This window comes from Streptomyces sp. CNS606, assembly GCF_000426325.1.
In genome coordinates this window covers 469,275-481,029 of record NZ_KE384521.1, presented here as the reverse complement: position 1 = coordinate 481,029, position 11,755 = coordinate 469,275, and the positions used below count along the sequence as shown (strand labels likewise).

At 72.6% G+C, this 11,755-nt stretch carries 13 protein-coding genes; 6 read left to right on the top strand and 7 right to left on the bottom strand.

What is annotated here, in order from left to right; genetic code table 11:
- The first annotated feature begins 51 nt into the window (after window positions 1–51).
- Together K304_RS0122860 and K304_RS0122850 are read left to right on the top strand one after the other, a co-directional pair.
- Entirely contained in the window at window positions 52–360 is a 309-nt protein-coding gene (locus K304_RS0122860; RefSeq protein WP_027765614.1) for a hypothetical protein, read from the top strand.
- A gap of 125 nt (window positions 361–485) precedes the next feature.
- Window positions 486–1,136, top strand: coding sequence for a class I SAM-dependent methyltransferase (locus tag K304_RS0122850; RefSeq protein WP_027765613.1), 651 nt, complete (start codon window positions 486–488; stop codon window positions 1,134–1,136).
- Window positions 1,137–1,176: 40 nt separating this feature from the next.
- Here K304_RS0122850 and K304_RS0122845 read toward each other — a convergent pair whose 3' ends face one another.
- A complete protein-coding gene (locus tag K304_RS0122845) occupies window positions 1,177–2,061 on the bottom strand; it encodes a winged helix-turn-helix domain-containing protein (protein WP_027765612.1) in 885 nt (294 codons plus the stop codon).
- 304 nt (window positions 2,062–2,365) lie between these two features.
- Here K304_RS0122845 and K304_RS0122840 point away from each other — a divergent pair, with 304 nt between their 5' ends.
- A complete protein-coding gene (locus tag K304_RS0122840; RefSeq protein WP_027765611.1) occupies window positions 2,366–2,593 on the top strand; it encodes a hypothetical protein in 228 nt (75 codons plus the stop codon).
- Window positions 2,594–2,704: 111 nt separating this feature from the next.
- Here the strand turns inward: K304_RS0122840 and K304_RS0122835 are convergent, their stop codons facing one another.
- Window positions 2,705–3,652, bottom strand: a complete 948-nt coding sequence (locus tag K304_RS0122835) for a winged helix-turn-helix domain-containing protein (RefSeq protein WP_027765610.1) — start codon at window positions 3,650–3,652, stop codon at window positions 2,705–2,707.
- Window positions 3,653–3,838: 186 nt separating this feature from the next.
- Between K304_RS0122835 and K304_RS0122830 the strand changes: the two genes are divergently transcribed.
- Window positions 3,839–4,678 carry a maleylpyruvate isomerase N-terminal domain-containing protein gene (locus K304_RS0122830; RefSeq protein ID WP_027765609.1) on the top strand — a complete coding sequence of 280 codons (840 nt, stop codon included), beginning with the start codon at window positions 3,839–3,841 and terminating at the stop codon, window positions 4,676–4,678.
- Between the two features lie 58 nt (window positions 4,679–4,736).
- Here K304_RS0122830 and K304_RS0122825 read toward each other — a convergent pair whose 3' ends face one another.
- The 5 genes from K304_RS0122825 to K304_RS30750 all read right to left on the bottom strand — a co-directional run bounded on the left by K304_RS0122825 (window position 4,737) and on the right by K304_RS30750 (window position 9,401).
- The gene (locus tag K304_RS0122825) at window positions 4,737–5,486 is read right to left on the bottom strand and encodes an amino acid ABC transporter ATP-binding protein (protein ID WP_027765608.1); all 750 of its coding nucleotides are present in this window, start codon (window positions 5,484–5,486) and stop codon (window positions 4,737–4,739) included.
- 68 nt (window positions 5,487–5,554) lie between these two features.
- Window positions 5,555–6,568, bottom strand: a complete 1,014-nt coding sequence (locus tag K304_RS30755; protein WP_078529555.1) for an amino acid ABC transporter permease — start codon at window positions 6,566–6,568, stop codon at window positions 5,555–5,557.
- Between the two features lie 33 nt (window positions 6,569–6,601).
- On the bottom strand, window positions 6,602–7,549 hold the full coding sequence (locus K304_RS0122815; protein ID WP_027765607.1) for an ABC transporter substrate-binding protein: 948 nt from the start codon (window positions 7,547–7,549) through the stop codon (window positions 6,602–6,604).
- Window positions 7,546–8,355, bottom strand: a complete 810-nt coding sequence (locus K304_RS0122810) for a deaminated glutathione amidase (RefSeq protein ID WP_027765606.1) — start codon at window positions 8,353–8,355, stop codon at window positions 7,546–7,548. Before K304_RS0122810 ends, K304_RS0122815 begins: the two co-directional genes overlap by 4 nt.
- A 47-nt stretch (window positions 8,356–8,402) precedes the next feature.
- A complete protein-coding gene (locus K304_RS30750) occupies window positions 8,403–9,401 on the bottom strand; it encodes a type 2 periplasmic-binding domain-containing protein (RefSeq protein ID WP_037791494.1) in 999 nt (332 codons plus the stop codon).
- Between the two features lie 193 nt (window positions 9,402–9,594).
- On the opposite strand from K304_RS30750, the gene K304_RS0122800 reads away from it, so the two are divergent.
- Both K304_RS0122800 and K304_RS30745 read left to right on the top strand, forming a co-directional pair.
- On the top strand, window positions 9,595–10,992 hold the full coding sequence (locus tag K304_RS0122800) for an aminotransferase class I/II-fold pyridoxal phosphate-dependent enzyme (RefSeq protein WP_486591777.1): 1,398 nt from the start codon (window positions 9,595–9,597) through the stop codon (window positions 10,990–10,992).
- Between the two features lie 19 nt (window positions 10,993–11,011).
- On the top strand, window positions 11,012–11,302 hold the full coding sequence (locus K304_RS30745; protein ID WP_051308731.1) for a DUF397 domain-containing protein: 291 nt from the start codon (window positions 11,012–11,014) through the stop codon (window positions 11,300–11,302).
- Window positions 11,303–11,755 lie beyond the last annotated feature (453 nt).

The following is an 11,755-nucleotide window of genomic DNA, read 5'->3' as shown; positions in this document are numbered from 1 at the left end:
GAGACGGATCCGTGTCGGATCCAACCTTCCGATCGGGGCGGTGAGTTCCACATGATCCTGGCAGCCGAAAAGGGTGACATCACCACCATCATCGGCGGCATCGCGCCCGACTGGGGGCCGTTCGGTTCCCTCGGTCAGGAGGCGCGCGTGATGATCGAGGTGGTGATGGCCATCGCCATCCTCATCTGCCTCGGCATCGCGATCTGGGGAGCCGCCAAGCAGCGCATCGGCGCGACGGCCCTCCGCGACACCTTCAGCGCGGAGCAGGGCAAGGGCCTGATCGTCGCCGGGCTGACCGGCGTCTTCATCATCGGCTCGCTCGGCACGCTCTTCACCATCGTCTACGGCATGGCGGTCTGACCGCCGGTCAGCAGCGGGTTCCGGCCTCCCCGCAGCCGCGCGCCCCCGGCCGGGACGAGGGCGCGCGGCTGCGGGGCCGTGGTGAATCCGTCCGCCGCGCGGCCGTTCGTCGTACGGTCGGCGCCATGACGCACATCGTGAACCCCGCCCTCGACGACTACCTCCTCTCCCACTGCAGCCCGGCCGAGGACGAAATCCTGCGCGACCTCGCGGCCGAGACCCAGCGCGCCGTCCCCGGCACCACCATGCAGATCTCGCAGGACGAGGGCGTGTTCCTCGCGATGCTGGTCGGCCTCACCCGCGCCCGGCTCGTCGTCGAGGTCGGCACGTTCACCGGCTACTCGGCACTGTGCATGGCCCGCGCGCTGCCCGCCGAGGGGCGCCTGATCGCCTGCGACGTCAGCGAGGAGTGGACGGACATCGCCCGCCGCTACTGGGAGCGCGCCGGCGTCTCCGAGCGGATCGACCTGCGGATCGCGCCCGCCGCCGAGACGCTGCGCACGCTGCCCGCCGAGGAGACCGTGGACTTCGCCTTCATCGACGCCGACAAGTCCGGCTACCCGGTCTACTACGAGGAACTGGTCGCGCGCCTGCGTCCGGGCGGCCTGATCGCGCTGGACAACACCCTCCAGGGCGGCCGTGTCGTCGACCCGGCGGACCACAGCGAGCAGGTGCTCGCCATCCGGGAGGTCAACGACGCCATCACGGCCGACCCGCGCGTCGAGTCCGTCCTGCTTCCCGTGCGGGACGGCGTCACCCTCGTACGCAAGCGCTGACCCTGGGTCCGCGGCCGCGCGCAGCTGTTCGGCGCGGGTCTCACGCGCCGAGCGGCAGCGGCCTCGCCACGTACTCCCAACGCGTGTCGAACCACTGCTGGATCTGCTCGAACCGCGCCTCGTCCAGCGCGTCCGGCACCGGGCCCGCCGCCTCGCCCCGCACCAGTGGGAAGAGGCTGCCGTCGCTGTACAGCTCCAGCACGTCCAGCGAGGAGCCGTCCGCGGAGTTGTGCATGTGGCTGCGCCGGACCTGGTAGAAGCCGGTGAGGATCTCGCTGCCGTTGATGATGTACCGCTTCTCGCCGGGGATGGTGGGCACGCCGCGGACCTCCACCCGCACGTCGTCGACCAGGTGTTCCTCGGCGAGCGCGGTCAGCGAGTGCTCCATCGCCCCGGCGTAGGTGCGGATCACGTGCCGCAGTCGCTGCAGCGGGCGCGGGTCGTCCGGGTCGCCGATCCGGCACGGGTACGGGTGGCGCGTCTCCAGGTCCGGCAGCAGCACCCGCACGGCGACGGACTCCGGCCGGTGCTCGCCGGCCCGGATGGCCTCGGTCTGGATCTGCACCGCCTTGCTCAACTGCTCCGCCGTCAGCGCCCACACGTCCAGCCGCACGTGCCGCGCCGCGAACGCGCGGGCGATGTGGTGGCCCAGGGGCTGCAGTGTGGCGCCGCGCCGGGCCACCCGGGCGGCCCGTCCCGGCACGCCCTCCTCGATCAGCCCCTCCTCGCGGAGCACCTGGAGTGCGCTCTGCACGGTGCCGCGCCCGATGCCGTACCGGCGGCGCAGGCTCTGCTGGGTGGGGAGGTTCTGTTCCGGCGCCAGGCGGCCGTCGAGGATCAGGCCGCGCAGGTCGGCGGCCACCTGACGGTAGCGCGGGGCGGTGTCGTCCACGCCCCCGTCGCGGTCCACGGTCCCGGAATCCACCTCCTGAGGCTACAACTGCCGTGCAGGACAGCACAGATGGCTGCATCTGCCGGTCGTCCGAGCGTTCGGTCGTCCACTGCCCGGCCTGTGCCTGCGGCCTGCCACCGCCCGGCGGTCAGGCCCGTCGGGTCGCTCTGAGATGGCAGCAGATGGTGGGGGGTAGGTGTCTCCCCTGGGAGCCATTCGGCCATTGGGCGGCACTCGACGAGGAGTTCCTGCCAACGGGGAGACCAACCGCAGGTGCTCCGGTCCCCCGGGTTCCCGGTTCCCGTTCCACCGGGCGCGGATCCCCGAGGAGGGTGCCATGAGTGCGCTGTTACGTACGGAACTGCTCGCGGAGGTGCTGTCCCGGGTGGCCGGCGAACTGCTGATCGGCCTGGGCTGGCGCGGCACGGCCGTCCTGGTGCTGACTGCCGTCGTCGTCCGGGCTTGCCGGCGGCCGCCGGAGGAGACGGCCGCCGCCGGGCCGCGGGGCGTCGACGTGGCCTGCGTGGCCACGGTGCTGCTGGCCCTGCTGCTGATCGACGGCTGACCGGCGGGTGACCGGCGGGTGGCCGGCGGGTGGCCGGCGGGCCGTCCGCGGGAGCGGACACCGCGCGGGCCGGCACCGCTGAGGCGCCCGTTCGGCGCCTCCCTCGCCCGGTCACTCCCCCGTCGGCCGGGCGATCGTCTCCCACAGCGAGTCGAACCACTGCTGCGTCTGCTGCACGTACGCCTCGGTCACCTGGTCGCCCGGTACGGCCGTGTGCCGGAAGAGCATGCCCTCCAGGCCCAGCACGTCGTAGATCTCCATCGGGTCGCGGTACAGCTCCACCCGGCGCGGCTGCACCCGGTAGTGGCCGGCCAGCACCTCCTCGCCGTTGAGGATGTACACGCGCTGCGTCGGCGTGATCGCCACCCGCCGGGCCTCGACCCGGACCTCGGGGACGATCTCGCGCACCTCCAGCATGCGCAGCGAATGACGGAGCGAGCCGTAGATGTTGTCCATCACCTCGCGCAGCCGGGCGCGCGGCCGGGCGTCCTCCGGGTCGCCGATGACCTGCGGCAGGGCGAGGGCCCGGTCCGGGTCGGGCAGCAGGATGCGCACCCGCACCGATTCCGGCCGCGGTGCGTCGGCCGTCATGGCGACCATCGGGCCGGCCAGCGCGGAGGCCAGCGTCTCGCCGCTGGAGCAGTACGCGTCCACCGTGACCCGGTCCTGCTGGAAGGCCCGCGTCAGCCGTTCGGCCAGTTCCAGACCGGCGCTGCGCGGCAGGTGCGTGCGCGCGCGCACGGCCCGTTCGCGCTCCCGCTGCGCCCGGGACGTCTTGGCGGGGGTGGGTGCGTTCGGGGTGAGGCGGCCGGACACGGCCCGCACGACTTCGGCGGACGTCCCCTGCCGGGCCCGCCTGATCAGGCCCTCGTCCTCGAGCACCTCCAGCGCCCGCCGCACGGCCCCGCGCGGCACGTCGTACTCCTCGCTGAGCCGCGCCTGCGTCGGAACCTGCTGGCCGACCCGCAGGTCGCCGCGGGAGATGCGCTGCCGCAACGCCTGCACCACGACGTCACGCGGACGCCGCTCACCACCGGCTGAATGGCTGTCACCCGACACGACCAAAACACTACAACAGGGCGCCAATGAACAGGAGTTGTACGACAGGGCTTTCCCCGGGCGTCCAATGGCTGCCATTCGCCCGCCGCGGCCGGCCCGTACGCCCCGCCGACGACCGTCCGGCACGCCTCGCCGCCCAGGAAAACCCGGCTGCCGTCGCGCCGACCTGCGGCTAGTGTCCCCGGCATGACGACCAGCACCTCCCCCGCTCCCCGGCTCGACCACGCACGGTACTGCGCGGAGATCCTCGAACAGGCCCGCCTGCTGCGCCGCACCCTCGACGGTGCCGACCTCTCCGCGAGGGTCCCCACCTGCCCCGACTGGTCGCTGCGCGAACTCGCCGTGCACGTCGGCGGCTCGCACCGCTGGGCGCACGAGATCGTCCGCACACGGGCCGCCGAGGAGGTGGAGGAGGAGACCGTCCCCGGCTTCCACGGGCCGGCCGCAGCACCGGACGCCGGTGGTGACGCCGCCGATGCCGAAGCCCTCGACACCTGGCTCGCCGAGGGCGCCGAACTGCTGGTCGCGGCGCTGCGCGAGGCGGGCCCGGACACCCGCGTCTGGTCCTGGTCCGCACGGGCGGACGCCGGATTCTGGGCGCGGCGCATGACGCACGAGACGGTCGTCCACCGCTTCGACGCCGCCGGCGCCGTGCCCGGCACTCCGTACGAGGTGGATGCCGAGGTGGCGGCCGACTGCGTCGACGAGTGGCTGGACATCCTCACCGACCCGGTCAACGAGGACGACGAGGAACTGCGCGCGCTGCGCTCCCGCGCGGGCGAGAGCCTGCATCTGCACGCGACCGACGCCCCGGACGGCGTCGACGCGGAATGGCTGATCGAGCTGACCGGCGACGGCCTCGTCTGGCGGCGCAGCCACGCCAAGGCGACCGTCGCCCTGCGCGGCCCGCTCACCGACCTGCTCCGCGTCTTCCACCGCCGGCTCCCGGCCGACGCCGGGAGCGTGGAGGTCCTGGGGGACCGCGGACTGCTGGACTTCTGGCTGGAGTGCACCCGCTGGGGCTGAGCGCCGGTACCGGAAGCGGAGGGCTTCCCCGGCTTCCCTGCGGGAAGCCCTCCGGCCCCTACAGGAAGCGTCCGAGGAACGACCGGGTCCGCTCGTGCGACGGGCGGTCCAGCAGGCTCGGCGGGCCTTCCTCGACGACCACTCCCTCGTCCATGAACACCACGCGGTCGGCCGCCTCCTTGGCGAAGGAGACCTCGTGGGTGACCACGATCATGGTCAGGCCCTCGCGCGCGAGGTCGCGCATGGTCGCCAGGACCTCCCCGACGAGTTCGGGGTCGAGGGCGCTGGTCGGTTCGTCGAAGAGCATCAGCTTCGGACGCATCGCCAGCGCCCGCGCGATGGCCACACGCTGCTGCTGCCCGCCGCTGAGCTGCCGCGGATAGGCGCCGGCCTTGTCCGACAGGCCGACCCTGGCCAGCAGTTCGCGCGCGTCCTTCTGCGCCTCGGCACGGGGGCGCTTCAGCACGCCGACGGGCGCCTCGACGATGTTCTGCAGGACCGTCTGGTGCGGGAAGAGGTTGAAGTGCTGGAAGACCATCCCGATGTCGCGGCGCTGCCGCGTCACCTCGCGGGGCCGCAGGTGGTGGACGCGGCCGTTGTGGACGCGGTAGCCCATGAGCCGGCCGCCGACGTGGATGGACCCGGCGTCCATGGCCTCCAGGTGGTTGATGCAGCGGAGGAAGGTCGACTTGCCGGAGCCGGAGGGGCCCATGAGGACCACGACTTCACCGGCGGCGACCTCCATGTCGATGCCGCGGAGCACCTCCAGCGAGCCGAAGCTCTTGCGGACGCCCCGGGCGCACATCATCGGCAGGTCGCTCTCGGGGGCCTGCGCCGCGGCGGCCGGGCTGTTCTCCTTGAGGGGCGTGGTCGTCTTCACGGCGTCTTCTCCTTACCGGACTGCGCCTCCGCCTCCCGGACGTCGGCGCGCGCGCCGCGCCGCCGGAAGAGCGCGAAGTCCCAGAAGCTCTGCGGCGCGTTGCGTGTCGCGCCGCGCGCGTAGTGGCGTTCGATGAACGACTGACCGATGTAGAGGATCGACGTCATCAGCAGGTACCACAGGCAGGCCACGAGCAGCAGCGGAATGGTCTCGAAGGTGCGGTTGTAGATGGACTGGACCGTGTAGAGCAGGTCGGCGAGGGCGATGACGCTCACCAGCGAGGTCGCCTTGAGCATGTTGATGACCTGGCTGCCCGTGGGCGGCACGATGAAGCGCATGGCCTGGGGGAGCACCACGCGGCGCAGCGTGCGGGGTTGCGACATGCCCAGCGCGGAGGACGCCTCCCGCTGGCCGGGGTCCACCGCGAGGAGGCCGCCGCGCACGATCTCCGCCATGTAGGCGGCTTCGTTGAGGCCGAGGCCGAGGATGGCGGCGAGCAGCGGGGTGATGAGCGCGTTGGTCTGCCCGCTGGCGAACTCCGGCCCGAAGGGGATGCCGAAGGAGATGCGCGGCAGCAGTGCGGAGAGGTTGTACCAGAGGATGAGCTGCACGAGGACGGGTACGCCGCGGAAGAACCAGACGTACGCCCCGCACACGCCGCTGAGGACGGGGTTGTCGGACATCCTGCCCACGGCGAGGAGCACGCCGAGGAGGATGCCGATCACCATGGCCACGACGGTGAGTTCCAGGGTGATGAGGATGCCCTTGCCGATGATCTCCGACCCGAAGTAGGAGCCGACCGTGCCCCATTCGAAGTTGGGGTTGGTGATCAGGAAGTGCGCGAACTGGGCGGCGAGCACCGCCAGGACGAGGACGGCGAGCCAGCGGAGCGGACGTCGTACGGGCGCGGCCGAGGCGACGTCGACCTCGGGGATGCGCGCGGCTCCGGAAACGTTTCTGCGGTCCGCTTCCGGCCGGTCGGTGGTGGGCGGCGGGTGGGAGGTGGCCATGGGGGCGTTCACTCCTGTCGGGGAAGGGCCGGCTCAGGAGCCGAGGTTGACACCGGGCTTGTCGAGCGCGTTGTCCGAGAGGTCCCACTTCTTCATGATCGACGCGTAGGTGCCGTCGTCCATGAGCGTGGTCAGCGCCTCGACCAGGACCTTCTTGAGCGGCGAGTCCTTGGGGATGACGGCGCCCTGGTACAGGTCCTCGAACCCGTTGGACTTGCCGGTGCCCGCGAGCTCCAGCTCCCCCTTCGACTGGTTGACGAAGTACGTCAGCGGCGCCTGGGAGGAGAAGAACGCGTCGGCGCGGCCGGACTTGACCGCGAGGATGGAGCCGGGCTGGTCCTTGTAGGACTGCACCTTCACGGGGCGCTTCCCGGACTTCGTGCACTCCTTCGCCTGCTCCTTGATGACGCCCTCGGCGGAGCCGCCCGCCATCACGGCGATGCGCTTGCCGCAGGTGCTGTCCAGGGACTCGATGTTCTTCGGGTTGCCCTTGTGCACGGCGAAGACGACGTACTCCTGGACCCAGTCGACGAAGTCGTTCGACACCTGGCGGTCCTTGAAGTCGCCCACGGGGCCGAGCGCCATGTCGTAGCGCCCCGCCTTGATGCCGGTGAGCGAACTCGGCAGGCCGTCGGCCGTGATGTGCGTGATCTTCACGCCGAGCAGCTGGCCGAGCGCGGTCGCGAGGTCGGCGGAGGCGCCGGTGAGGCTGCGGCCGTCGGAGCCGGCGATCTCGTACGGCGGGAAGGAGCCGTTGTTGACCGACACCAGCTTCTTCGACTCGCGGATCTTCTCCGGGAGCATGGCGTGCAGCTTCGGGTCCTTCTCCAGCGCCGGCTGCTCGGCGGTCTTCTCCGCGTCCTCCTGGACGCCCTCCGCCTGCGGCGGGTTGCTGCCGCAGGCGGCGAGCCCGAGGCAGGTGAGCGCGGAGGTGACGGCTACGGCGAGGCGGGTCGAGCGGCGCATGGTGGCGTGGTTCATCGGGGCCCTCCGGAGGCGAGTATGGCGGGGCTGACGGCGAAGCGGCGGTTGGCGAGCACGGGAAGGACGGCGCGGGCCCTCGCGGTGGCGTCGGGTTCCGCGTCGGCCCAGGTCAGACCGGGGGTGGCGGTCAGCCGGGCGCGGACGTTGCCGAGCGGGTCGACGATCATGCTGTTGCCGGTGTTGCGCGGGCCGCACTCGCCGCTGGCGGCGACCCAGCAGGTGTTCTCCATGGCGCGGGCGGCGATCATGACCTCCCAGTGGCGTTCCTTCGCGGGACCGCGCACCCAGGCGGCCGGGAGCGCGAGCACTTCGGCGCCCTGGTCGACCAGCAGCCGGGCCAGTTCGGGGAAACGGATGTCGTAGCAGGTCATCAGGCCGACGCGGGTGCCGGCCACGTCCAGCAGCACGGGCGCCTCGTCGGCGGGCCGCACATGGGCGGACTCCTGGTCGCCGAAGGCGTCGTACAGGTGCAGCTTGCGGTAGCGCGCGAGAAGTCGTCCGTCCCGGAGGGCGACCAGGGTGTTGAAGACCCGGCCGTCCTCGGAGGGTTCGTGGACGCCGACGACGACGGTGGTCGTCCCGCCCTCGGTCGCCTCGGCGAGCGCGGAGACGAAGGGGCCGTCCAGCGGCTGGGCGACCTCGCGGATGCGGTGGCGGTCCTCGGTGAAGCGGGCGAGCACGCCCTCGGGAAGCACGAGCAGATCCGCGTCCGCGCGCCGTGCTACGGCGACGAGGTCCTGGCAGCTGGCCAGGTTCTCCTTCCAGTCCGGACTGGCGGTGAACTGTCCGACGGCTGTGCGCATGGGGTCTCCGTCCTCGACCGTCCCGCCCCCCGAGGCGGGACGGGCGTTCAGTGGTCTGCGCCGACCGCGGACGCGGATACGGCGGGGGCGGCGAGCGCCGGGTCGGGGAAGAGGGCCGCCGGGTCGATCGGCTCGCGGCAGACGTCCTGGGCCCGGAGTTCGTCGCAGAAGGCGCGGATCATGGCGGTGTTGTCCTGCACCCCGTACGGCATCCAGTCGTCGCCGAAGAGCAGGGCAGACTCGGTGAGCTCGCGCAGGAGCCAGGGCGTCGTGTCGGCGAGGACGCGGCGCCGCCGCACCCAGCGGCGTTTGGACTGCTCCAGCGCCGCCAGCAGCACCCCTGGCAGCTCGGGATGGGCCTCGGCCACCTCCCGGCGCAGGGTGACCAGGTGGATGCCGGGCACGAAGCCGTGCCGGCCGAAGTACGCGCGCTCCGCGTCCGCGTGGTCGGCGAGCAGGTGGCGGAAGCGGCTGTCGCGGGTGAACAGCTCCGGGGGCATGAACGGGGTCAGCACGGCGTCGAGCCGTCCCGCGGCCAGTTCCTCCTGGAGGGACCGGCCCTCGTCCAGCACGGACACGTTCGGCGGCAGCGGGCGGCTGCCCAGCCGGTCCTTGCCGCTCTCGCCCGCCGTGAGCGGGCCGACCCGCCAGTCGACGGATCCGATGCCGACGCCCTCGGCGCGCAGCAGGGCGCGGGTCCAGGTGTTGCCGGAATCCGGCCAGCCGGTGAGCCCGACCCGCTTGCCGTCGAGTTGCGACAGCTGCATGAGGGGGCTGCCGGAGCGCACGAGGACGCAGCGGTGGCGGAAGCCCCGCATGACGAACGCCGGAATGCCGACGAGCCGGTCGTCCCCGGCGGCGCGGGCCTGTACGTAGCGGCTGAAGGACGTCTCGCCGCCGTCGAGTTCCGGCTCGGCGAGCACGTCGGGGGTGGTGTCCCGCGCGTCGACCCTGAGGGTGAACCCGGGGGCGGTGACCTGCCCGGAGGCGAGCGGCACCAGGTGGTCCCAGTCGCGCAGCCCGAGGCGGATGACGGGTGAGGACACACGCACTCCTTGTGTCGTCTTTCATGGGGTTCACGACGATGCGCCAGGAAGGCACCGAGGTATCCCCGGACGAACAGGAGGCTATTGTTCAGAGTCAGCGGCATACAAGACTCGTTTTGTTACCGGACAAACCTTTTCCCGAGGGTGACCCCGCGGCTACGCTGCGGGCGGCAGCACGGGCACAGGGAGTGATGTGACGGAAACCCAGCAGGCGGCGGGCGAGAAGGAGGCCGCGCCGCACGACCGGCTCTCCGCGGAGGCACTGGCCACGCGGCTGAACGACCCCAGCGCGCGCGGCATAGCCGGGACGATGACCGACCTCATCCGGAGCGGCGAACTGGCGCCCGGCGTCGCCCTCCCCACGGTGCGGGCGCTGGCCGCCCGCCTCGGGGTGAGTCCGGGCACCGTCGCCGACGCCTGGTCCGTGCTGCGCAGACACCGCATGATCACCACGCGGGGGCGGCGCGGCAGCGTGGTCAGCGGCCCTCCCGCCGTCACCCACCCCGTGCGCTACGAGCGGGTCGGCGACTTCGGCGACCACCTCACCCAGGACCTGGCCATCGCCGCACCCGACCCGGCCCTGCTGCCGCCCCTGGATGCCGCCCTGGCCTCGGGAGCCCGCACCCCCCAGCTGCACCGGTACTCCCGCACCTCCCTCACCCCCGCGCTGCGGGAGGCCGTCGAGCCCTCCTGGCCGTTCCCGCCGGAAGCGTGGCTGGCGGTGGGCGGCGGCTACGAGGGCGTCCACCTGCTGTGCCAGGCGCTGCTGGTGCCCGGGGACCGGGTCGCCGTCGAGGAACCCACCGCACCCCGGCTGCTCGACATCCTGGACGCACAGGAGGTGCGCACCCTGCCGGTCGCCTGCGACGCCGAAGGGCCGCTGCCGCACTCCCTCCGGCAGGCGCTCGCCGACCGGCCCGCGCTCTTCCTCTTCCAGCCGCGGGCCCAGACGCCGCGCGGCTGGTCGCTCACCGCCCAACGGGCCGCGGGGCTCGCCTCGGTGCTGGAGACCTCCCCCAACACCGTGACCCTGGAGGACGACGGCATCGGACCGCTGGCCCGGCACCCCGCCGCCAGCGTCGGGACCCACCTGCCCGCACGCACGGTCGTCGTGCGCTCCTACTCCAAGGCGTACGGGCCCGACCTGCGGACCGCGGTGATCGGAGGGCCGCAGGACGTCGTCGAACGGGTGCGCGTGCTGCGGACGTACGGCACCGGCTGGACGAGCCGCATCCTCCAGGACACCGTGGCCCACCTGCTCCGCGACCCCGCGACGGAGGACCGGGTGACCGAAGCGGCGCACCGGTACGCGCTGCGCCGCACCGGCCTGGCGGAACGTCTGGCCGCACACGGCGTACTCACGGACAACCGGGACGGGCTCCAGCTGTGGATGCCCGTGGCCGACGAGACCTCCGCCCTGGTGACGCTGGCGGCCCGGGGCATCACGGTCTCGCCGGGAAGCCGGTTCTGCGTCGGGCCGCAGCTCCCGCACGTACGGGTCGCCACCGCACGACTGCCGGAGGACGGTGCGGCGCTGGACGCGACGGCCGGCCTGCTCGCCCTGGCCGCCCGCGCGGTCCGCACCCCCTGACGCCGCTAGCCTTGCCGGTATGACCGACTGGGACTCCCTGGAGTGGGTCCGGGCCACCGACGACCCGGATCCGGACGCCGAGTGCATCGAGATCGCCATGGGCGAGGACGACCTGGTGCACCTGCGGCAGAGCGACGACCCGCAGAACGTCGTCACCACCACCCGGGTCAAGTGGGACGCGTTCGTACTGGGCGTGCGCAACGACGAGTTCGACCACTTCGTGGAGGGCGTCGAGGGCTTCGTCCCCGGCCCCAACGCCCACAAGTACGGCCCGGACGCGGTCCGTTCACCCGAGGGCGAGGGCGCGTAGCGGCGTGCGAACACCGCGGTCAACGCCCGTCCGCGCGACGTCGGCTGGGCCTGGGTGGGCCGAGTGGGCTGCATGGGCTGCGTGGACGGCTGCTCGGTGCGGTCCACGACGGTGTCCAGCGGCGGGGGCGGCCCGAACACGGGCGGCGGCGTCGGGGCCGGTTCGGCAGCGGGGCGCGTGTCGAAGTCGAGGACGGGGACGAGGCGGTACCCGGTCACCTTGCGTGCCGCCTGCACCTCCTGCGCGAACCGGCTGCGGAAACGCGGGTCGTCGACGTCCTCCCGACGGATCACCGTGAGCGCGAGCGGCCGCTTGCCGCGTGCGCGCGACAGGTAGACGGCGCCCGTGCCGCCCTCGCCGATGCGGGCCTCCAGGCGGTAGCCGCTGACGTCCCGGGGGTCGCCCGGTCTCAGCTCCCGCAGCGTGCCCTCGCGCTCGCCCGCCCCGATGTCG